This is a genomic window from Agrobacterium burrii, from assembly GCF_017313405.1.
GTDB lineage: Bacteria > Pseudomonadota > Alphaproteobacteria > Rhizobiales > Rhizobiaceae > Agrobacterium > Agrobacterium burrii.
The window spans coordinates 131,362-154,921 of sequence record NZ_JAFLNA010000012.1 but is presented as its reverse complement, the minus strand read 5'-3'; the positions used below and the strand labels follow the sequence as shown (position 1 = coordinate 154,921).

The following is a 23,560-nucleotide window of genomic DNA, read 5'->3' as shown; positions in this document are numbered from 1 at the left end:
AAGTTGTTGATTTAAAGAAATATAGTGGCGAAACTTGCCGCAAGGCAGGTCGCCGCTTCCTTGCCTCCCGTCAAATTCTTATCCTCATGTGGATCACGCGAATATGCGGTGATCTCAACGTATGCGAGAAACGTAGCGGGCGACCGTATGGTCGAACCATGTCCATGAGACTTCGGCCACCGCGCCATCCTGCGCCTGGCTGAGACGCAGCACGCGCGGCACCGGCGCGCCCGGCTTCTGACCGAAGGCCTCGGGTGCCCATTCGGGCACATCGCCCAGATCGATGCGGTCTTCCGCCTTCGATATCCAGAGATTGAGGCGGGTGCGGTAATAGAGATAGAGGGATTCCGACATGTTCTCGATGGAGATCGTGTCGACATAAGATCCATCCAGCCAGATCTCCTCGATGGCAGCCGGTTTGCCGGCAATGCGCCGGAGGCGGCGGATGCGATGTCCTTCCATCGATGTGCCGAAAGCGGGCAGGGCGGCGGGTTTGGCAAGCCGCGCCACATCCAGAACCTCCGCCGTCGGCAGGCCGCCACCCTCGATCATCTCAAGGCGGAAGAAGGCGTAAACGCTTTGTGGGTCGCTGACGGCGCGGATGTAGTTGCCCGAACCCTGTACGCGTTCCAGCAGGCCGCGCTCCTGCAATTCGGCGAGTGACTTGCGAAGTGTGCCGACGGCAATGCCGAGATCGGCCGCCATGTCGCGCTCCGGCGCCAGCTTTTCGCCGTCGATCAACCGGCCCGCCGCCACCTCGCGCACCAGCATTTCGGCGATCTGCAAATACATGGGCAGGCTGCCGCCAGTGTTTTTCATGATGCCGTTTCCTCCCCGAAACAAAAATTGATACATCATTGATTTACATATTTCTTGATGTTATGCAAGAAAAACAAGAGCGGCCCTGAGGAGGAATTGCATGACCGTCGTACCCGTTACATCCGCTGATCTCGATGCTGCCGAGGTCTCCTGGTTTTCCGCTTTGTGCTCCGATGATTACGCCTATCTGGGCGTGCCAGACGGCAGCCTGCGCTCCAGCTTCGACCATTGCTCCGATATCGTCAAAAAGGCCGAAGAACTCGGTTTCCGCAACATCCTCTGCCCCTCTTCCTATCAGGTCGGGCAGGATACGCTGAGCTTCGTTGCAGGCTGTGCGCCGATCAGTGACCGCATCAATTTCCTTGCGGCAATCCGCTGCGGCGAGATGCAGCCGATCATGCTGGCGCGCACGGTGGCGACGCTCGATCACATGCTGAAGGGCCGCCTGACGCTCAACGTCATCAGTTCCGATTTTCCGGGTGAAGTGGCCGACAGCGCCTTCCGTTACAAGCGCAGCCATGAGGTTGTTGAAATCCTGCGGCAGGCCTGGACGCGCGACACTATCGATCACGATGGTGAAATCTACCAGTTCAAGGGCGTCTCGACCGAACCGGCACGTCCCTACCAGCAGAATGGTGGGCCACTGCTTTATTTCGGCGGTTATTCGCCGGATGCGCTCGAACTCTGTGGCGCGCAGTGTGACGTCTATCTGATGTGGCCGGAAACGAAGGACCAGCTGGCGGAACGCATGCGCGCCGCCAATGAACGCGCTGCCGCCCATGGCCGCACGCTGGATTACGGCCTGCGTGTCCATATGGTGGTGCGCGATACCGAACAGGAAGCCCGCGAATATGCCGAGCATCTTGTCTCGAAGCTGGATGACGAATATGGCCAGCTGATCCGCAACCGCGCCCATGACAGCGGCTCGCTCGGCGTGTCGCATCAGGCGCGTGCCCGCGAACTGGCTGACAAGTTCGGTTATGTCGAACCCAATCTGTGGACCGGCATCGGCAGGGCGCGCTCCGGCTGCGGTGCGGCACTTGTCGGTTCGACGGATCAGGTTCTGTCGACGCTGGAAGAATACCAGAAGATGGGCATTCGCGCCTTCATCCTTTCCGGTTATCCGCATATTGATGAGGCGGAACACTTCGGCACCAAGGTTCTGCCGCAGATGAAAACCTGCTCCCTGCCGCATGCCTACGGCCGGGTGCCTTCTGAAACACCTGCCACGCCGCTCGGCAACGGGGAACGCCACTGATGGAACGCATCGCTCTTTCTGACACATTGCAACTCAGCCGCATCGTTTACGGCATGTGGCGCATCGGTGACGATACCGACACCTCGCCCGCCCATGTGCAGGCCAAGATCGAAGCCTGCCTGGCGCAGGGCATCACCACCATGGATCAGGCCGATATTTACGGCGGATACACGGCGGAAGCCATTCTGGGTGGCGGCCTCAAGGCTGCTCCAGGACTGCGCGACAGAATAGAGATCGTCACCAAATGTGGCATCGTCGCACCGGCCGGACGTCACTCCGCCGCCCGCGTCAAGCATTACGATACGACGGCTGACCATATCAATGCCTCGGTCGAGGCGTCGCTGCGCGACATGGGAACCGATTATGTCGATCTCCTGCTCATTCATCGCCCTGATCCGCTTGTTGATGCGGAGGAAACCGGCAGGGCGCTCGACGCACTGGTGGCGTCGGGCAAGGTGAAGGCCGTTGGTGTCTCCAACTTCCGGCCATGGGATTTTTCGCTGCTGCAATCGGCCATGAAAAACCGGCTGGTCACGAACCAGATCGAAATGAGCCTGCTTGCCACAGATAGTTTCACCAATGGTGATCTCGCTTTCCTGCAGGAAAAGCGGGTTTCGCCGATGGCCTGGTCGCCGCTCGGTGGTGGCTCGCTGTTTTCGGGTGCGCATGGTGGAACGATGGCGGCGCTGCAGCGCATCGGCAAGGAGCAGGGCGTCGATGCCACCGCTGTCGCCATCGCATGGCTTTTGCGCCACCCGGCAAAGATCGTGCCGGTGCTCGGCACCAACAATATCGAGCGCATCAAAACGGCGGCTGACGCCCTCAGCGTCACAATCGACCGCCAGACATGGTTTGAGCTTTATACACTCGCAATCGGAAACGAGGTGCCGTGATGACAGTGGCAATGGCAGAGGCGATCAAAATGCCCAATGAGCATGTATTTGTTCCCGGCGGCGAAAACAGTCGCAGCTTTCGCAATGCGCTTGGCGCTTTCACGACAGGGGTTACGGTGGTGACGGCAACGACGCCGGACGGACCTATCGGCATGACGGTCAACAGCTTCGCGTCGGTATCGCTCGATCCGCCGCTGGTGCTGTGGTCGCCGGCCAAGAACTCGTCACGCTATCCGGCCTTCAGTGGCGCCACCCATTTCGCCATTCATGTGCTGAGTGCCGATCAGGATGTGCTGAGCGCCCGTTTTACCCGCAACGGTCGCGCCTTCGATGATCTGGACTGGGAAATGAACGATGAGGGCGTGCCGGTCATTCCCGGAACGCTCGCCCGGTTTGAATGCCGGCAGGCCGCGGCGCACGATGCGGGCGACCACACCATCATCGTCGGCGAGGTTTTGCGCGCCGCCCATCGTGATGGTGACCCCCTGTGCTTTTCAGGCGGAGCCTTTGGCCGGTTCTCCCGGCAGTAGTAGAAGCTGCCCGGGTTCCCCTTCGGCACCTGCAAAAATCCTATTATTCAAACAATCTTTTCATTTGTTTCGCGGAGCGCGCCCGTCGCGCTCCGTTTTTATATTTGCGCAGGCGTCCAGAGCATTTTTTTATGCTCTTTATACTACCAATTATCCTTCGGAGTGAGCTAATTGATTTGTCTGGAAGAGTGATTCGCCGGATCAGGGCAGAGCGGCGCAATGCGCCGGTAAGGGAGCTTGGATGTCCGGTTGGTTCTGTGGTGTTTCTGAAGGGAAAGATCCGCAGAAAACCCGCTTGAGGGTGGCGTCCCTATCCCGGCATTTTCTGCGCGGCTCAACGAGCCTTTTCGCCGTGATGTTTTCCGCCGTACTCTCGCCATCCGCTCTGGCGGACACGATCGTCTGGGTTGGATCATCCACGGATGACTGGTTTTTAGCCTCCAGTTGGTACGGCTATACGCGTGTTCCCGGCGCAAACGACACCGCCAGCTTCAATTCCGAGGGACCGACGATTGCAGCCGGAACACATGCCAACGTCTCTGGCCTGGCTATCGGGCTAGACACTGATGCCTCGCTTTCGGTCAATGGCGGCCTGTCGACAACTTACAGCGAAATTGGTGCCAACGCTGGTATTGCCGGAAAATTGAATTTTTCCGGAGGAAACTGGTCGAATGACGGCAATATATTCGTGGCCAGAAACGGCGTTGGAGACCTTGATGTCAGTGGAAGTTCGATCACTTCTCTTGGACATATCTATATAGGCGAGGATGGGCTCGGATACGGTACGGTTAAACTGGACAATTCATCCAGCCTTGAAAATTCCGATACGGTTTTCGTGGGCTATGGCGGTTTCGGTTCGCTGGAGGTGCTGGGCGCAAGTGAGCTTAAAACCGGTCGATTGGTTGTCGCCGGCGGGGTTGGTTCCATGGGGACCGTGACCGTCGAGGGTGCCGGCAGCACACTGACAAGTTCCGGCGATATGGTCATCGGCGGCGATGGTTCAGGCTCTTTCGTCATCGCTGGCGGCGGCGTGGTGATCAGCCAGGGCAACATGGTCATCGGCGACTTGGCGTCATCGGGTGGAAGTGCGCTCAAAATAGATGGCGCTGGCTCCATGTTGGAAACTCAGGGCACGCTGGTTGTCGGCAATGAAGGTGCGGTCACCATGTCTGTGGGTACAGCCGCGATGGTAACCAGCGGTACCGTCACGATTGGCCGCAATTCGGCTGGCGTGGTCAATGTGACCGGTGGCGGCACGAATTGGACCACAGGCGACCTGCAGATCGGCGGCGATGCGCTGGCGGCGGTCGGAACACCCGGTTACGGCATGCTGAATGTCGATACGGGCGGCAAGGTTGAAAGCGCGTCTGCACGTCTCGGCAACGTCGCGGGTGCGACGGGCAGCGCGGTCGTGGATGGCAGCGGCTCCGTATGGACGGTCGGTAACGGTAGTCTCGGCGTGGGCGTGGATGGTGCTGGCTCATTGGTGGTGACCGGCAGCGGCGTCGTTGAAACGGCGGACACGGTTCTCGGCGTAAATGCCGATGGCGTCGGCTCTCTCCGGGTCTCCGGTTCCGGAAGTGCCCTGCGCAATTCCGCAAACCTCTATGTCGGTAATGCCGGCAAGGGCTCGCTGCAGATCGATGCAGGCGGTGCAGTCACCAGCGGTGCCGGATATGTCGCAACGCTCGGCGGTTCGCGATCTTCCGTGACCATCGCCGGTGGTGGGTCAAGCTGGACGGTGGCCAGGGCCCTTGTCGTCGGATATCAGAATGGCACCGTTGGAGAGGTCTCGGTCGACACCGGCGCCGGCATTCAGGCGGGGCAGGTAACGCTGGGCGAGCTTGCCGGCTCCTCCGGGATACTGATGATCGAAGGGACCGGTTCGAATGTCACGGCTGAGGTCGACAATAATCTTGCTGATTCCGGCTCCATGAATATCGGCCGCTCCGGCACCGGCCAGGTGACGGTACTCAATGGCGCTTCCCTAAATGCCAATCAGCTTTCTCTCGGTACGGAGGCAGGTTCGGACGGTGCATTGCGGATCGTCGGGGTGGGGTCGCACGTGGAGATCGGCAACACCCTGGTTATCGGGAGAAGCGGCGGCGGCACGGTGGAGGTGACGGGTGGTGGTTCTGTTGCCGCAACGACCGTCATGATCGCATCGGCTGCGGGTTCCACCGGTGTCTTGAACATTGGCGCTGCTGCCGGGCAGACGGCGCATTCGGCAGGCGAGATTGAGGCGGAGGCGATTGCTTTCGGTGCCGGCAATGGCAGCATCGTCCTGAACCACTCGGAAAACGATTACGAGCTTTCCGCGGATATCTCCGGTGCTGGCCGGATCGATGCCGAAAACGGTGTGACGACGCTTGGCGGCAACAACAGCTATTCCGGCGGGACGACAATTTCGGCCGGTACGCTGAAGGGAACCGCCACCAGTTTTGGTTCGGGCGAGATCGCCAATAATGCGGCGCTGGTGGTGGATGGGGCCGGCAGGCTTTCCAATGTCATCAGCGGTTCCGGTTCGTTTGAAAAGACTGGTAGCGGTAATCTGATCCTGACCGGAAACAGCACCCATAGCGGAACCACCGAAGTTTCCTCCGGCAAGCTCAGCGTCAATGGCTCGCTTGCAAGCGTGATTTCAGTCGCCAACGGCGCGGCGCTTGGCGGCTCCGGCACCATAGGCGGCGTAACGGTTCAGTCCGGCGGCACACTTGCGCCCGGCAATTCCATTGGCACATTGACGTCCACCGGCAACGCGACATTTGCCAGCGGCTCCGCCTATGCGGTCGAAATCGACAGCTACGGCAATTCCGACAGGCTTGCTGTCACCGGCACTGTCACCATAGCCAATAATGTCAATCTCATCGTCACACCCGTGACGGACAGTCTGACCTTTGCTTTCGGTGCGAAATACGTGCTTCTGACGGCAACGGGGGGGGTGAGCGGGGCATTTGCCGATGTGGTTGGAAATCTTGATTATCTGAAGACCGCTGTCACGAAGAGTGGCGACAACAATACGGTCTACCTTCTGCTGAAACGCGAATCTTTCGGGCCGGGATCTTTTGCCGCCTCGACCTCGACGGGCAATGCGCGTTCCGCTGCCAACGCGGTCGAGGCGTTGGGGGAAGGATCGGCACTTTACGATGCGGCTTATTATCTTCAGCAGGCAGAGACCCAGACAGCGTTTTCACAGCTTGCCGGCGAACTGCATCCCTCGCTTGCCATGGCGTTGATAAACCGCAGTCAACTGACCCGTGATGTTATTCTCAGCCGGCTGCGCAGCGCCTTCAAGGGTATCGATGCGCGCTCGATCCTGCCTGCCGTCGGCGGGATGGGCGCACCGGACCCGATGAATATCGATGAAGGCTCCCTCACTTTATGGTCCAATGGTTTCGGGTCGCGCGGACGCATCGATGGCGATGGCAGCGGCTCGTCGGTCAATATGAAAGGCGGCGGCGTCTTTTTTGGTCTCGATGGTGATTGGGGTGACGGCTGGCGCGCCGGTGTTGCTGCCGGCTATGGTCGTGATGTCATCAGCCAGAAGTCCCTGTCGGCAGCGGATGTGGACAGTTATTATCTGGCCGCCTATGGCGGAGGCATAATCGGCCCGGCCTCGCTGCGTTTTGGAGCGGTCCATGCTTTTCAGGATGTCGTAACCCGCCGGACGGTATCTTTTTCGACATTGCATGAAAATCTGACCGCCGGCTATGACGCCTCCACCACGCAGGTCTTTGCCGAGGCCGCCTGGCGTTTCAATTTTGATCTGACACAGTTCGAACCCTATGCCAATATCAGCTATGTGAATACGAAGACGGATGCTTTCGGCGAGAAGGGCGGTATCGCCGCCGTTTCTTCCGGCTCTGCCAGCCATGATCAGCTCTATTCAACGCTTGGTGCGCGTTTCAGCCGTGACATTGCATTTGAGAGCCTGGCTGGGCAGGCGATGTTCGATATCGGCTGGCGTCATGCCTACGGCGATCCGGTAGTGGGGAGCACCTTGTTCTACACGGGCGGCAGTGGTTTTTCCGTCGCGAGTGCGGCGATGGCGCAGGATGTGGCGCTGCTCAATCTGGGACTGAGCTACGATATCAACCCTTCCGCCACCTTGACATTCCGTTATGGCGCGGTTTTCGGGGCGGGCGTCTTGGATCAATCCGCATCTGCCGAACTGGGAGTCCGTTTCTGATGAGGCGCGGTCAAAACATGCTGTGGAACGCGACCCTTGCTGTTTCTCTCTTCGTCGGTGTGGCGACAAACGCGCTTGCGCAGGAGGCAGCGAAGATTGCTGCGCCCTTGCATGAGGTTTATGGAAGCTGGCAGCTCGCCTGCGCGGCGTCCGCGAAAAAGGACGAGGCCGATCCGAACGCCCCAGTAGTGGCGGAAAAGCCGGTCTGCGCCATAGCACAGGTGCAGCTTGAGGAGAAAACCCGCAAGCTTGTCGTCTCGGTCGAATTCCGGATTGATGATCCGAAGATGCCGGACAGGCTCTCCGGCACCTTCGTCATGCCTTTCGGCCTTGCTGTCACAAAGCTATTTTCAGTGAAATCCGGAAATGTGCGGCTGCAGGAAATGCAGGTCAGCACTTGCCTGCCCGTCGGTTGCATCGTGTCCTTCACGCCCTTTGTCGAGCTTGTCTCTGCGCTTGAGGCGGGAAAGACATTGACGATCGAAGCCCCCGATCTGCAGGGCCGCACGGTGTCGTTCCAGTTGCAGGCGGCGGGTTTTTCTGAGGCGCTGAAGCGCCTCGGAAACCTGCGTTAGAGCGTTTCCAGTAAAAACGGAAACCCTTTTACGTCCGGACAACGCGTAAAATCAAAACGATCTAGGCAGCGACGGAATCGGGCTGATCTTCGCCCTCCGGCTTTTGCGGCTCGGTGTGCTTCCCGGCTGATTTTTTGCGGGAAAACAGACCGGCGAGGAAATTGCCGAACCGGTCCATTTCCACGAAGATAACAGGGGTGATAAACAGGGTCAGCAATTGCGAGACGATAAGACCGCCGACCACCGCGACGCCGAGCGGCTGGCGCAGTTCCGAACTGGCACCTGAGCCAAGCGCGATTGGGAGCGCGCCCAAGAGCGCGCAAAAGGTCGTCATCATGATCGGCCGGAACCGGCGAACGCAGGCTTCGTGGATGGCGGTGACGGCCGGTTCGGCCTTTTCGCGCATCAACTCCACCGCCACGTCGATCATCATGATCGCGTTTTTCTTGACGATGCCGATCAGCATCAACAGGCCGATAAGCGCGATGATCGAAAAATCCATGCCCATCACCTTCAACGCCACCAGCGCGCCGAAGGCGGCCGCTGGCAGGCCGGAAAGAATGGTCAGCGGGTGGATGAAGCTTTCATAGAGAACGCCGAGAACCACATAGATGGTCAGCACCGCCGCCAGAATGAGGATGCCGGTATTGCCCTGGCTCTGTTGGAAGATTGCCGCCGTGCCGCCATAGCTGGTGAAAACGTCCTGCGGCAGGCCGATTGTGCTCTTGAGCTGATCGATCTGGCTGGTGGCATCGGAAAGCGCCACCCCATCCGGCAGGTTGAAGGAAATCGTCGTGGAGACGAGCTGGCCCGTCTGGTTGATGGTGACCGGCGCCTGCGTGCGCGTGAGGCTGGCGAAATTGGACAGCGGAACCAGAACGCCAGACTTGGCCGAGAGAATGTTGATATCGCTGAGGAAATCATCATTCCACTGTTTGGAGCTGTCAAATTCCACGATCACGTCATAGCTGTCGCCAGTCGACTGGATTTGCGCGGCCGTATAACCGCCGAAGGACATTTCCAGCGTCTTGCGCAATTGGTCATTGGTGATGCCGAAGGCGGCCGCCTTTTCCGGATCAACAGAGATCGTTGCGGCGATGGCGCCGTTCTGGGCATCGGAGGTGACGGCGGTGAATGTATGGTCGCGGCGCATCGCCTCCATCAGCTTGTTCGACCATTCATTCGTGGTGTCGGCATTCAGGCCCTGAACGACGAGCTGGTACTGGCTGGCGGAGCTGCGTCCGCCAAAACGCAGGCTCTGCTGCGGATTGATATAGGTGCGGATGCCGGCCACTTTTGATGTGGCCTGCCCCAGTTCCGCCAGTACCTGGCTGAGCGGCGCGCGTTCTTCCTTGGACTTCAGTTCAACGAACATCGAGCCGTTGTTCAGCGGATTGCGGGAATTGCCGCCGACAATGGAGGTGACATGCACAACGGCCGGGTTCTTGCGGATCTGGTCGGCAACCTGGGCCTGAAGGTCGCGCATCGCAGTATAGGAAATATCCTCGCGCGCCTGTGTCGATACTGAAAGACGGCCAATATCCTCCTGCGGGAAGAAGCTGGATGGCAGGGTCTCGAACAGATAGAGCGAGGCGGCAATCGAGGCCAGAAACGAAGCCAGAACCACATGGCGGTGGGAAAGGCACCAGCCGACGGCACGGCCATAACCATGCAACGTGCGCTCGAAACCGGCATCGAACCACCGGACGATGGCTGGCGGTCTGGACGAATTGCCGGAAAGGCGCGAGGCGAGCATCGGCGTCACCGTCAGCGACACCAGCGCCGAGGCCATGATCGCGAGCGTGACGACCATGCCGAATTCGTTGAAGAGCCTGCCGATCACCCCACCCATCAACAGGATGGGAATAAACACGGCAACCAGCGAGATGGACATGGACAGGATGGTATTGCTGACTTCCGCCGCCCCCTGAAGGGCCGCTTCCCGCATGGTCAGGCCTTTTTCATGCAGGCGTAATATGTTTTCCAGCATGACGATGGCGTCGTCCACCACCAGCCCCACGGACAATGTCAGCCCCAGCAGTGAGATATTGTCGATGCTGTAACCCAGCACATACATCGCGCCGAAGGCGGTGATCAGCGATAGAGGTACGGCAAGCCCTGGAATGATGGTCGCCGTCAGGTGGCCGGTGAAAAGATAGATGACCGCGACCACCAGACCGATGGTGAGGAAAAGCGTGAACTGCACATCGGAGATCGCGTCCGTGATGGCCGTCGAGGCATCATTCATGACGTTGATGTTCACCGAGGGCGGCAATTGCTGGCGAAGTGCCGGCAGCTTGGCCTTGATGGCATCGACCACGTCGACGGTATTGGCGTCCGGCTGTCGCTGTACGGCAAGGATGATCGCCTGTTCGCCGTCAAACCAGCTGCCGGCATTGGTGTTGTCGATGCTGTCGGTGACGTTGGCGATATCGCCGAGATGAATGGCTGCGCCGTTATTCGTCGCCACGACCAGGGTACGGAAGGCCGCGGCATCCGTGCGCTGGGTATCGGCCTCGATCGTCAGGCGCTGGTTATCGTTCTGCAATGCGCCAACGGGCACCTGATTATTCGCCTGCGCTATCGCATTGGTAACGGTATCGACGCCGAGCCCGCGCGCTTGAAGCTGCGCCGGATCGAGGCCGATGCGCACGGCATAGGTCTGCGCCCCATAGACACTGACCTGGGCGACGCCGGAAATGGTGGAAAGCAGCGGCGAGATGATATCTTCCGCGATCTCATCCACCTTGCTGGTCGGCAGTTCCTTGCTGTTGATGGCCAGCAACAGCACCGGTGCATCGGCCGGGTTGGTCTTGCGGTAGCTCGGCGTCGTCGTCATGTTGCTTGGCAATTGCCGCTGCGCGCGCGAAATCGCGGCCTGAACATCGGCAGCCGCCGCATCGATATCGCGGTTGAGGTCGAATTGCAGCACGATCGAGCTGTTGCCCAACGTATTGGTGGCGCTGATCTCGCTGACGCCCGGAATGGTCTCGAACTGCTTGACCAACGGGGTGGTGACCGATGTAGCCATGGTCTGCGGCGAAGCGCCTGATAGCGATGACGAGACGCTGATCGTCGGAAAGTCGACCTTCGGCAGTGCGGCGACGGGCAGCAGGCGGAAACCGGCCAGCCCGGCCAGCACGAGGCCGATGGCGAGAAGAGTGGTTGCGACGGGCCGGTTGATGCAAAAATTCGAGATCATGGGGTGCCAGCCTTTTCCTGCGGAACATTGGCGGCAAGATTGCCGTCTGCGCCACCCTTGTCGGAAAACTGCTCGACAACCTGCTGGCCATCGGCGAGTTCCGACTGGCCTTCGATGATCACGTGTTCTCCACCGGACAGGCCGCTGGCGATGGCGGTAAGATCGCCGTTCGAACGGGCGACTTCGACCGTCGTCATATGAACACGGTGGTTCTCATCGACGATATAGACGAAACTTCCCTTCGGCCCCGGTCGAACCGCGACCGTCGGCACGACGATCATCTCCTCATCTGAGACGAAGTGGGCTGTGACGTTGACGGACTGGCCGGGCCATAAAAGGCCGCGGTCGTTCTTGAATTCCGCTTTCACCAGCACGGTACCGGAGGTCTGGTCCACCGTATTGTCGTAAAAGCGCAGCACGCCCTGCATGGCTTCACCGCCGGTTGCCGCCGGGTCTACATCCACAGTTGCGCCCTTCTCGAGGCCTTCGCGCAATTGCGGCAGGTAACGTTGGGACAGGCGGAAACTGACGTCGATGGGGTCGTATTTCGTGATCGTCACGATATTGACGCCGGCGCTGAGATAAGCGCCGGGGCTGACGCTGATATCGCCCAGCCGACCGTCAAAGGGCGCACGGATTTCCATATTCTCGAGCGCCACCTGGTCGGCGGCCAGTGCCGCGCGGTCAGCGCCGATCTTGGCGCTGGCCGAATCCCGCGCCGCCTTGGCCAGATCCAGCACCTGCTGGGCTTCGGCATTCTGTTTGACCAGATTGGCGGCGCGCTGGAAAGCCGCCTCGGCCTGATCAAGCGTCGCCTGATCGGCGGCAATATTGGCCTTGTCCTTGTCGACGGCGGCGCGGGCAATGCGGTCATCCATTTTCAGGATCAGATCGCCGGCCTTGATATGCTGGCCGTCCTTTGCCGCGATTTCCGTGACGAGACCGGCCTGAAGCGGGGCGATATTGGTAATATCGGCAGCAACTGCCCAACCTGTCGCCATGGCATCCATCGGCAGCGTCGCCTTGTCGACGGCGATGGTGCTGACGGTGGGCGGTCCGCCATTGCGCCGCCCGCTACCCTGTCTTTGGCTCTGTTGTGGGGCGGGCTGGCCGTTTTGTGCGTGCTGTGCCCTGGTGTCAGTCGTGGCAGGTTCCGCCTGTTGCGAGACGCTGGCGAATTGCTTGAGATAGGGAATTTGATCGAGCGGCAGGCGATCCCTAAAATACCACGCGCCGATGGCTGCGATGGCAAGAACGCTGAGAGCGGTCCAGAAACGTTTCATCTGACGGTTCCGCATAATGAGAGCGAATACATGTTTCCCGAACATGTGCGGCAAGCCTTGGGAGCAGCTTGCCCCCAGAAGATACCCATTGCGCTGCGAAATCACCTTAAACTTTTGTAATGGCGGCGACAATGTCTGCGGCAGTGTTGCCTTGCGGATCAGGGGATGCAGCGGCTTTCGGCCTATACCGATCACTGAGCTTACCGCACGACAGCCGCCGGCCGCGCTTCGGGCTGCGCTGCAAAGATCGGCTTCTGTTTCCGCCGGGCGCTATGAGCTGATGGAAAAGCGGGATGTCGCCGATAGGCATCTTGGCCGGCAGGCCATGCCCCCTGTTGGTTTCAGCCAAAGAAAAAGCCGCCTCGTTTCCGGGGCGGCTTTGGCGTTAGCGCGGCGATGCCATGGGTCAGAAGGCCCGGATGGCGTTGCGCGTCGCAAGTACATCCTCGGCCACATTGCCCGTCGTCGCGGGAACGGAGCCGACGAGATCGAGGAACTTGTAAAGTTCGGTTGCCTGCGAATTCGTGACGTAGATGATGTCGCGATCCTGCATCGGGAATTTCGTGCTGGCGAAGAAGGTGGACGGATCGCGCAGATTGGCGCGGAAGATGACCGGAACGTCCTGCCCTGGGAATTTGGATGTATTGATGCCGAGTTTGACCAGAAGCTCGCGCTTGACGGTACGATAGACATAGACCTGGGCCGGGTCGGCGCGCGAATCGAGCAATCCGCCCGCCTTGCCAAGCGCATCCGAAAGCTTGAGATCGGCGTCCTCGAACTCGAAACGACCGTTGAGGCCGGAAGCGCCGAAGGCCAGATAGGTACGGCGCTCCCGCTCCACCATGATCGTGTCGCCCGGAACCACATAGATGTTCTCGGTCGGCGTGCTGACGAGGTGATTATAATTGACGCGCGCAGTCTTGCCGCGGCGGATCAGCGTCACATAGGATTCGATATTCGGGGCGCTGAGGCCCTTGGCATAGGAGATCACGTCAAGAACGCGATCGCCAGCTTCCGACAGCTGGACCTTCGTCGGCTCCTTGACGTCGCCAAGCACGGAGGCCTGCGCCGAACGGCTGGAAATCTTGGTGATGAGAACCTGCGGTTCGATGGCACGGTTGGCAAGCCGCTCCTCGATTTCGCTCTGCACATCTTCTACATTGCGGCCGGTCGCGCGGATCTTGCCGGCATAGGGCACGCTGATATTGCCTTCCCGATCCACCGTCTGGTTCGGCAGGCTGATGAAGTTACCGGGGCGGCTGCCCGCATCACTCGGAATAAACAGACCACCCGCCTGGCTTTCGAAGATTGCCACCTGCACCACGTCGCCGACACCCATCGGCAGTGCAGGCACACCACCCTTGCCACCGCCGAAGCTGCCGAGCAGGGTGGTCGTCGTGGTGTCGCCGACATAATTCAGAACGGAACTGTTTATATCGATCAGCGCGTAGTCAACGCCCGCGGTTTTTTGTTTGTCCCTGGAACCGAATTTGACCGAAGCGTTGGATTCGATTGACGCCGCATCAGGCCCGGATGCCGCTGTGACCGTACAGCCCGCGAGTGCTGCGGAGGCAAGCAGAATCGAAACATTCAATAAACGCATTTGGTCCTCAAAATGAATTTCGTCCGAAAAGTAAAACAGTCCGGACATCGTATAATTTTTAAAAAATAGACACGTCGTAAACAGAGCCGGTAAAGAAACCTCAACCGGTATTACATTCCTTAAGCAGAATCGTATTTAGAAACTGCTTCCACCCGTATAAGGCATAATGCCAGGCGATGCTTCAAGTTCATTCACCGATCATCTGTGCCAGAAAGCTGCAATCGCGCACATTCGTGGTTCAGAGGAGCGTTGATGTCTTTGCTTTTAATATTCAGTCAGAGCCATAATCTCTTCGATTGCTGCATTGCGCTAGTGCAGTTTTGTCACGCTTGCGAAGTTTCTTTATGTCTTGATGTCACGAATTGGTAATTATTTGTTTTACGAATGTTTTTTCAGCTTTTTACGGATGCGTCCGAAAGACGGTGTGATGTCGTTTGATCTTCTATGGGCCGAGGCGGGCAATGCCAGCCACTCATGGATGCCAAGGCGGATGGCGGCCATTTGAACGATTGCCGGCAGCGCAACGCCGATGATTGTCGTGATTGCCAGAAGGCTTGCCATATCTGTCACCTGAAACAGTTTGACTGCGACAGCCCGGCCAAAGCCGATGGCGATGATGTGCATGACATAAATGCCGACGGACAGTCGTCCAAGCGTTTCAAATAAGGACGATATCGCGTTTTCGGTCCTCGCGAGAATTTGCGACAGTGCGATCACCAGAAAGACGCCGAGAACAGCGGAGATAAAAGGGAGCCTCTCGGGAATCTCGGCTTGCCATGACAAATAGGTTGAAATCGCAAAGGCGACGAGAAGCGAGAGAAATGAGCGCGTATCGTATCGTCTCTGCTGAAAACCATATTGTTTCGCGACGATGCCGAGTGTGAAATACAGGAAGCCGTAGGCGATATCCCACAGGACGGAATGGCCGAGTGAATAAAGCAGTGTGAAAACAACGAGTGCGAATGCCAGGCGGATAAGCGCGGATATCTGCTTCAACGCAAAGGATGCGAGCTGGCAGAAAAACAGCGCGTAGAGAAACCAGAAGGGACTGATCGGATTCCACAGGATTTCGAGAATTCTGGTAAAATCAATGACCGTATTCGTGAGGCCGAGACGACCCATGGCAACCATGAGGCTGCCGTGCACGAGTGACCAGAACAGATAGGGATAAGCGATATTTTTTCCCAGCTTGCCGAGGAAATCCCTGGGGTCTGTTGTTTTGCCGGATGAGAAAAAAAGCCCCGAAACGAAGAAAAAAAACGGCATGTGAAAAGTATAGATCGTGTAATCGATAAATCCCAGAAGGCTGAATTGCGGTGGTGTGCCGGAAGCGCTTAATCCCCTTTCCGCGTGACCGAAGACCACAAGGATCATGCATAGGCCTTTGGCGACATCATAACTATTGTCGCGTGACTTTTTCTGTTCCATGCCGGTGCTCTAAAAAGTTTTTGATAAAATTTAAAAGTTCAAAAGAGAATGAAAAATTCAGGACGAAAAAAATCGTGGTCCGGATATACGGTCCGGACCACGATCATTTTAGGCAATGGCGCTGCTAATGCAATTCTCTTTGAGAGAATTATGCGGTGAACCAGCCACTGCCGGTAAGGTGAACACCAGAAACGATGATCTTCTCACCCTTGTGCGCGCCGTCCACATTGTAGTCGAGGACGGTGTCGTCACCGTAGTTCGACAACGTCCAGTTCGAGATTGTCGTGCCAACCAGCTTGAGCTTGTCCATGCTGGCGTTGAAACCAGTGATGGAGTCGGTGACAAGGCTCTTGGCCATGTCGCCGAGATTGAACACGAAAGTATCTGCACCGCCGCTGGCGATGATGTGATCGATGCCTTTGCCGCCGGTTACCAGCGACGAAGCAAGCTTGACGCCGCTCAGGTCGATAGAGTCGTTGCCGTCGCCAGCATTGATCGTGACTGTGGTTGCGCTACCGTCGGTGATGCCCTTGCCGCCGTTTACGACATTGGTACCGGCAGCAACGCCGCCTGCGCCCGCGGCAGACAGATCATTAAGTGCAGAGCCCGCCTTGATGGTGATGGTGTCGTTGCCGGCACCGGTATCGATGTTGAAGGCGTTTACCCAGGATTTGTCGTTCGAAAGAAGAGAGACAGTCACCGTGTCGTTACCCGAGCCGGTGGAGATATTACCACGCTTGGCATTGAGAACTTCAACGGTGGAAGCGGTGGTGCCGCCAAGATGAACGTCAACCTGCACGAAATCCTTGAACGAAAGGTTTTCTGCGGAGTCGGACTTGGCGAGAACGTTTTTCACCGAGTTCCATGCCGACGTCACGTCGAAATTGAAGCTGTTGGTGCTGGCGTCGTATCCGACATCGACCTTGCCGCCCGCACCGCTGCCGGGAACCGACACGGCGCCGACATCAACGACGCCGGAATTGAGCGAGGAGCCGTTCTTGGTCTGCGTCGTCGATTCCGTGAGGAGCTTGTAAGCTTCCTGATCAACGAGATTGGTGAGCGACGAAACCGTCGAAGCGCCGCCATTACCGAAAGTGACAGTTAATGCCATGTTACTCTCCCATAAATTTTTGAGACTGAAATGAATTGAAATTTAATCTAAGCTTAGCAATGCGTACAATATTTAATCCATAAAAAATAATAAAACAAGAGACTAATTTACGCTTATCTTTAAGTATATTGAGTGTCGATCCGCATATTTTATGAATGTTTTCATTTGGATAATTTGCGGGCTAAAGACGCTCATTCCTGTATGAAGGTTTTATTAATCCTGTCCTGAAACGGTTTCACAAAATAGGATAGAACGCTTCTCTCGCTCGTCTGTATGAAAACTTCCGCCGGCATTCCAGGGTATAGTTTTCCGCCCGGAAGATGCTGCATCCCGATTTTATCCGGTTTGATTCGCAGAGTATAAAAGGATGCTCCGGTGCGGGAATCCATCTGCAGATCAGGAGCGACGACGGCGACTTCGGCAACGACATCGGGCGTTGTGCTTTGATTGAAAGCAGTGAACCGGATGGTGACCGGCTGGCCGACGTAAATCTGGTCAATGTCTCGCGGAAGTATGTCGGCTTCGATTGCAAGATCGTCTTTCTCAGGCACCACCAGCATCAGCACTTCACCCGGCTGAATGACGCCGTTTATATTGTGCACTGAAAGCTGATAGACGCGCCCGGCAATCGGTGAACGAATATCAAGGCGATCCAGCTGATCGCGGGTTGCGGCAAGCCGTTCTTCGTATTCGGCGACCGTTGCCTCGACCGATGTCAGGTCTTTGGTCACTTCGGACTTGCGGTCTTCATCTAGCTGAAGCAGCTGCAGGTCCATTTCACTCATCTTGCCCACCGTCTGGGCGCGGGCCGCCATATATTGGCCCTGCTGGCCTTCGAGGTTGGAAAGCTGTCGCTTCAAAAGATTGAGCCGCTGAAGCGTGACTAGTCCCTTGCTGTAAAGCTCCTGCGTCTTGGAAACATCTTCCTTGACGATGGTAAGCTCGTTTTCGGTTGCCGCAACCTGAACGCCCATGCCTCGCGCCTCATCAAGAAGTTGATCCTTGCGCGTTGCCAGCTGTTTTTTCATGCCGGTCAGCGCACTGAGGCGGCTTTTGAAAAGCCCCTGTTCGCTGTCGATGAATGTCCTGGCAGCCTTCGGATTGGTCAATTCCACCAGATCTTCCGGCACGCTGAAGGACGGGGCCTCGGTAATTTCGGCGCGCAGGCGGGCGCGGCGTGAATAAAGTTGCGCCAGCGTGTTCTCAACGATGGATAAATTGGCCTGAACGATCGTGTCGCTCAGCCGCAGCAAAATCTGCCCTGCATCGACCCTGTCGCCTTCGGCGACCTCGATCTCACTGACGATACCGCCGGAAAGGTGCTGGATTTTCTTGGAGTTGCCTTCGACGACGACCCGTCCCGTGGCGACGACTGCGCCGGCAAGCTTTGCCATGGCCGCCCAGCCACCCAATCCGACGAGCAGGCCGATGGCGAGAACCATCACTGCCGCGGAATGCTTTACGAGAGACGCATTAGTGACACCGGCTTTTTCCTGCTCAACCATTTTCGCCCACCCGGTTTTCGATCTTGCGCGTTTCTTCCTCCGCTACAGGCACCTGATGCAGGTTTTGCCGCAGGATTTGCGCCAGCACCTCTTCCTTGGTGCCGAAGCGCAGCATCCGGCCGCCGCTCATGACCATCACGAGATTGACGCTTTCGATGGCGCTGGGACGATGGGCGATGACGACAACAATGCCGCCCCGCGCCCTGATGTCGCCGATTGCATTGCGCAGCGCCATCTCGCCTTCGCTGTCCAGATTGGAGTTAGGCTCATCGAGAAGCACAAAAAACGGCTCGCCGAAAAGCGCGCGCGCAAGGCCGATGCGCTGCTTCTGCCCGCCCGACAAGGCCTCGCCGCGATCGCCGATATAGGTGTCGTAACCGCTGGGCAGGCTCAGGATCAGGTCATGAACTTGAGCGGCCTTGGCCGCGGCAACGATTGCTTCCGCTGTCGCATCACGGTCAAATCGCGCGATATTCTGCGCCACGGTTCCCGCCATCAACTCCACCTGCTGGGGCATGTAACCGATGGATTTGCCAAGAACCTCGAAATCCCATTGGTTCAAGGCTGCGCCATCGAAGCGCACGGAACCGCGCTCATAGGGCCAAATCCCCGTCATCAGGCGCGCCAGCGTTGATTTTCCGGACGCGCTTGGACCAATGATACCAAGCCCGTCGCCAGCATTCAGCGTAAAGGAAATATCGGCAACCGTATCGCGCGCAGCACTCGGCGGCCCACCCGTCACACGATCGACGGCAACGGTATATTGCGGCCGCGGCAGGGAAAGTGGCGGCGGCGGCTCAGGCACTAGTTCAAGAAATTCGTTGATGCGCTTCCAGCCCTGTCGCGCCGTCATGAAACTGCGCCAGTTGGCTATTGCATGTTCGACGGGGCCAAGCGCCTTTGCCGAAAGGATCGAGCCCGCGATGATGCTGCCCGCCGATGCATTGCCCTCGATGACCAGCACGGCGCCGATTGCCATGACGCCGGATTGCAGCAGCAGGCGGAATGTGCGCGATATCGCGCCAAGCATGCCCGCCGTATCGGAGGTCGAAAGGGTGACGGCACGATATTGGGAATGCAGATCGCTCCACATCGAGGTCACCGCACCCATCATCCCCATGGTTCTGATGGATTCAATATTGCGCTGACTGTTGCCGACGAGCGTGTTTCTCTGCCCACGCGCGGCATAAGCCTGTTTGGTCGCCTTTTCGGTGAGCCAATTGGTCAAAAGCGTCAAGATGACGAGAATGACGGCGCCGCCAAGCACGGCAAAGCCGATCCACGGATGCAGGGCAAAACAGATCAGCAGATAGATGGGGAGCCAGGGAATATCGAAAAATGCTCCTGGCCCCGGACCGGACAGAAACTGACGTATCTGATCGAGATCGCCGACGATCTGCAAGCCATCGATCTTGGTGGAGGCAAGAAGAGGAGCGCCGATCGATGCCCTGAAAAGCTTCTGATTGAGCGCGTCGTCGATAGTATCGGCGATACGCGCCAATATCCGGCTGCGCAAAACATCAAAGCCCATCAGAAAGGCGTAAAGGATGATGAGGAGAACGACCAGCGCGACAAGCGAAGGGATGCTCTTGCTGGGCAAAATGCGATCGTAAACCTCCAGCATGAAGAGCGAGCCGGAAAGATTAAGAATATTCATCAGCGCACTGGCAAGGCCAACAGCGAAAAAAGCGCGCCTATTTTTTGTTAAAAAATAATTAAATAAAAACATATCAACACCTAAAACTGCACGAAAATCGCACAATAAATAAAATTAGGCAATGCTGTTTGAGAATGAACTGGATAAACCGATTAAAGCATCTTAGGATTAGTGCCGCGGGGGCAACCTGCAACAATAAATCCGGCTAATAATTAGGGCTGGCCTTTGTGTATGCATCCTCGATATTTAAATGCTTCGCGCTGAGGCGGGATCGCTGATCTAGATCTACTTTGGTGCGGTCATTAACAGGCGTGCCGCCAGCGGTTTAGCATTATCGATCGGCACGGCTCGGTCTTCAGCCGCGCAACGGGTCGTTGACGTTCAGGCCCGTTCCGCCAGTGCAAAATTCACGGTATCGGCAAATTCCCGCAGGAAACGTTCCCGTGAGAAGCGGGCGGCATTGTCGATGCAGGCGTTCTTGTCGAAGCGCTCGGAATTATCGACGAATTCCTGCACGGCGGCACAGATCGCTTCCGGTGTCTGTTCGCCGAAATAGAGGCCCGTCGGCTGGTTTGAAGCGCCAAGCGGGATGACCGTTTCAAGCACGCCGCCTCTGCCGTAGGCGATAACCGGTGTTCCGAGTGCCTGCGATTCCACCGGCACGATGCCGAAGTCATCTTCTGCCGCAAAAACGAAGGCCCTGGCTTCCGCCATGTATTTGTGAAGCTCCTCATTGCCGACGAAGCCGAGGATTTCAACGTTAGGCGTGGCGATGTCGCGAATACGTTTCATATCGGGTCCGTCGCCGATGACGACGAGGCGTTTCTCGGGCATCTTTGCAAAGGCTTCGACGATCAGGTGCACCTTTTTGTAGGGCACCAGCCGCGACGCGGTGACGAAATAGTCGCCTTTCCGGTCGGAGGGGGAGAGGTGTGTGGTATCGACCGGCGGATAGATCACGGTGGAATCGCGTCCGTAACACTTGCGCACACGGCTGCGGATGAATTTGGAGTTGACCGTCATCAGGTCGACGCCATTGGCGGTGCGGATGTCCCACATGCGGATATAGTGGAGAATAGCGCGCGCGATCCAGGAGGTGAAGCCGCGATTGAGCTTGGTTTCCTTGAGATACTGGTGCTGGAGATCCCAGGCATAGCGGATGGGGCTGTGGATGTAGGAGACATGGAACTGGTTGGGGCCGGTGATGACGCCCTTGGCGACGGCGTAGCTTGAGGAAATCACCAGATCGTAACCGCTGAGATCGAATTGTTCGATGGCGAGCGGCATCAACGGCAGATAGGAACGGTATTTCTTTCGGGCGAAGGGCAGTTTCTGGATGAAAGAGGTGTTGACAGGACGCCCGCCGAGAAAACCCCGGTCGCGCTCGCTCATGAAATCGACAAGGCAATAAAGATCCGCGTGAGGATAGATTTCGAGAAGGTTGTGAAGCACCTTTTCAGCCCCACCTCTGTCGGTGAGCCAGTCATGGACGATTGCCGTCTTCATAATTTCCTCAATAATTTCAACATAATAAAAATTTATAATCCGCCCTGGAAAAAAACTCGGCGGTGTAGAATGTCCGGCGTGTCTCCAGTCCTAAAAAAGCGGCTACCGGAGACGGAATGATATAAAAATAATAGGGATGCTAAGCGATTCAGGTCGAAATCTGGTTTTGTTACGATCTCTAATAGCAGTTTGTTCGCAGATGCGAAATATCCCGGCCTCTTAATTCTCCTCCTCCTCCGTCTCCCGGAAGGGGTGGCCGCCATTCCCGAAAGCTCAGTTTTAACGCCCGACAGAGATTTCCTGCCGGTTCATTGATCCATGAATTCCGAGATCTCGCCCTGAGGTCATTGACAAGGCGTCTTATCGAGATATTCTGTTATAAAGATGCATATAACATAATAATGGAACATCGAGTTGGAACAAAGAGCTGGGAGCTTGACCATGAGACGTAAAATTGCATTTCTTGCCACCGCCGCGCTGTTGCTGGCACCGGGTGTGATGATGGCCGCGGAGAAGGGTGGCGTCATCAATGTCGCGACGATCGGCGAGCCGCCGACACTCGACCCCATGGCCTCGACCGCCGATCTGGTCGGCATCGTCACGCAGCATATTTTCGAAACGCTCTACACCTTCGACAAGGGCTGGAAGGTGACGCCGCTTCTGGCTGAAAGCCTGCCCGAAATCAGCGCGGATGGCAAAACCTACACGATCAAGCTGCGCAAGGACATCAAGTTCCATGACGGCAGCGACATGACCTCGGAAGATGTCGTCGCCTCGCTCGGCCGCTGGATGAAAATCGCCTCGCGTGGCAAGCAGGCCGCCGGTTTCATCGGCAATATCTCCGCGCCTGATGCCGGAACGGTGACGATCACTCTCAAGCAGCCCTATGCGCCGCTGACCTCGCTGCTGGCTTTCAACAATTCCGCTGCGATCATCCTGCCGGCTGAAAAGCAGGCGGAGCCGATGGCTGAATTTGTCGGCACCGGTCCTTATATGCTGAAGGAACGCAAGGCGGACCAATATATCCAGCTCGTGCGTTTTGATGGTTACAAATCCCGTGATGGCGAGAGCGACGGTTACGGCGGTGCACGCCATCAATATCTCGATGAAATTCGCTTCGTTCCGGTGCCTGATCCGAATACCCGCGTCGAAGCTGCTGTTTCCGGACAATATGACTATGTCGATTCCATTCCGGTGGAGTCCTTCGACAAGGTGAAGTCTTCGTCAGCCTCTCAGCCGATGATGCTGAAGCCTTTCGGTTTCCCGGTCTTCGTGTTCAATACCAAGGAGGGGCTTGCTTCCAAGCTCGAGGTTCGCAAGGCCGTGACCGAAGCTCTGAACATGGAAGACATGCTGGCGGCCGCGTTTGGCAGCACGGATTTCTATGCGCTTGATGGCGCCTATTACCCGGACAATTTCTCATGGCACACGGAAGAGGGTGTCGAGGGCAATTATAATGTCGGCAACCCGGAAGCCGCTGCCGAAAAGCTGAAGGCAGCCGGTTATAATGGCGAGCCGCTGCGCATCCTCACCAGCCGCCAATATGAATTCCATTACAAGATGGCGCAGGTGGCGGCGGAATATCTGAAACTTGCCGGCTTCAAGGTGGATATGCAGGTGGTGGACTGGGCGACGCTGACGCAGCGCCGCGCCGATCCGAAGCTCTGGGACATCTACATCAGCCACAGCCCCTTCCTGCCGGAACCGGCGCTGATGGGAGCGCTGTCCACCAGCTCGCCGGGCTGGTGGGATACGCCGGCACGCAAGGCGGCAGTTGACGCCTTCACCTCGGAAGCCGATCCGGAAAAGCGCCTCGCGCTTTGGGCCAATGTGCAAAAGACGATCTATGCCGAGCTGCCGCTCATCAAGATCGGCGACTTCAACGCAGCAGCAGCCAGGTCCAACAAGCTGGAAGGTGTCGATCCGGCTCCGTGGCCCTATTTCTGGAATGCCTCGGTCACGAAGTAAGACCGCTTGGTTGCCGGGTGCCGGTATTGCCGG

The 23,560-nt window shown here is 57.5% G+C and carries 15 protein-coding genes; 6 read left to right on the top strand and 9 right to left on the bottom strand.

Going from position 1 to position 23,560, the window contains the following annotated elements:
- Positions 1-114: 114 nt before the first annotated feature.
- Positions 115-819: a GntR family transcriptional regulator gene (locus JZX89_RS21135; RefSeq protein ID WP_207135280.1), complete on the bottom strand. Its 705-nt coding sequence runs from the start codon at positions 817-819 to the stop codon at positions 115-117.
- A gap of 100 nt (positions 820-919) precedes the next feature.
- Between JZX89_RS21135 and JZX89_RS21130 the strand changes: the two genes are divergently transcribed.
- The 5 genes from JZX89_RS21130 (at position 920) to JZX89_RS21110 (ending at position 8,264) form a co-directional block, all read left to right on the top strand.
- Entirely contained in the window at positions 920-2,077 is a 1,158-nt protein-coding gene (locus JZX89_RS21130; RefSeq protein WP_207135279.1) for an LLM class flavin-dependent oxidoreductase, read from the top strand.
- Complete coding sequence (locus tag JZX89_RS21125) at positions 2,077-2,970, top strand: aldo/keto reductase (protein WP_207135278.1); 894 nt, start codon at positions 2,077-2,079, stop codon at positions 2,968-2,970. The genes JZX89_RS21130 and JZX89_RS21125 overlap by 1 nt, the downstream gene beginning before the upstream one ends.
- A 5-nt stretch (positions 2,971-2,975) precedes the next feature.
- Positions 2,976-3,500, top strand: a complete 525-nt coding sequence (gene smoA / locus JZX89_RS21120) for an NADH-dependent FMN reductase SmoA (protein ID WP_149899712.1) — start codon at positions 2,976-2,978, stop codon at positions 3,498-3,500.
- 241 nt (positions 3,501-3,741) lie between these two features.
- Complete coding sequence (locus JZX89_RS21115; protein WP_207135277.1) at positions 3,742-7,689, top strand: autotransporter outer membrane beta-barrel domain-containing protein; 3,948 nt, start codon at positions 3,742-3,744, stop codon at positions 7,687-7,689.
- The gene (locus JZX89_RS21110) at positions 7,689-8,264 is read left to right on the top strand and encodes an invasion associated locus B family protein (protein ID WP_207135276.1); all 576 of its coding nucleotides are present in this window, start codon (positions 7,689-7,691) and stop codon (positions 8,262-8,264) included. Before JZX89_RS21115 ends, JZX89_RS21110 begins: the two co-directional genes overlap by 1 nt.
- A 61-nt stretch (positions 8,265-8,325) precedes the next feature.
- Here the strand turns inward: JZX89_RS21110 and JZX89_RS21105 are convergent, their stop codons facing one another.
- From JZX89_RS21105 to JZX89_RS21070, 8 genes are all read right to left on the bottom strand, one after another.
- On the bottom strand, positions 8,326-11,466 hold the full coding sequence (locus JZX89_RS21105; RefSeq protein WP_149899144.1) for an efflux RND transporter permease subunit: 3,141 nt from the start codon (positions 11,464-11,466) through the stop codon (positions 8,326-8,328).
- Complete coding sequence (locus tag JZX89_RS21100) at positions 11,463-12,749, bottom strand: efflux RND transporter periplasmic adaptor subunit (RefSeq protein WP_207135275.1); 1,287 nt, start codon at positions 12,747-12,749, stop codon at positions 11,463-11,465. Before JZX89_RS21100 ends, JZX89_RS21105 begins: the two co-directional genes overlap by 4 nt.
- A 406-nt stretch (positions 12,750-13,155) precedes the next feature.
- Positions 13,156-14,352: a polysaccharide biosynthesis/export family protein gene (locus JZX89_RS21095; RefSeq protein WP_149899142.1), complete on the bottom strand. Its 1,197-nt coding sequence runs from the start codon at positions 14,350-14,352 to the stop codon at positions 13,156-13,158.
- 378 nt (positions 14,353-14,730) lie between these two features.
- Positions 14,731-15,780, bottom strand: coding sequence for an acyltransferase family protein (locus tag JZX89_RS21090; RefSeq protein WP_207135274.1), 1,050 nt, complete (start codon positions 15,778-15,780; stop codon positions 14,731-14,733).
- Positions 15,781-15,928: 148 nt separating this feature from the next.
- Positions 15,929-16,891 carry a rhizobiocin gene (locus JZX89_RS21085; protein ID WP_207135273.1) on the bottom strand — a complete coding sequence of 321 codons (963 nt, stop codon included), beginning with the start codon at positions 16,889-16,891 and terminating at the stop codon, positions 15,929-15,931.
- A gap of 191 nt (positions 16,892-17,082) precedes the next feature.
- Positions 17,083-18,396: an HlyD family type I secretion periplasmic adaptor subunit gene (locus JZX89_RS21080; RefSeq protein WP_207135272.1), complete on the bottom strand. Its 1,314-nt coding sequence runs from the start codon at positions 18,394-18,396 to the stop codon at positions 17,083-17,085.
- Positions 18,389-20,125 (bottom strand): type I secretion system permease/ATPase, encoded by a 1,737-nt coding sequence (locus JZX89_RS21075; protein WP_207135271.1) that lies wholly within the window; start codon positions 20,123-20,125, stop codon positions 18,389-18,391. The genes JZX89_RS21080 and JZX89_RS21075 overlap by 8 nt, the downstream gene beginning before the upstream one ends.
- Before the next feature lie 309 nt (positions 20,126-20,434).
- Complete coding sequence (locus JZX89_RS21070; RefSeq protein WP_207135270.1) at positions 20,435-21,559, bottom strand: glycosyltransferase family 4 protein; 1,125 nt, start codon at positions 21,557-21,559, stop codon at positions 20,435-20,437.
- Between the two features lie 441 nt (positions 21,560-22,000).
- Here JZX89_RS21070 and JZX89_RS21065 point away from each other — a divergent pair, with 441 nt between their 5' ends.
- Positions 22,001-23,527 (top strand): ABC transporter substrate-binding protein, encoded by a 1,527-nt coding sequence (locus JZX89_RS21065; protein WP_207135269.1) that lies wholly within the window; start codon positions 22,001-22,003, stop codon positions 23,525-23,527.
- The last annotated feature ends 33 nt before the right edge of the window (positions 23,528-23,560 follow it).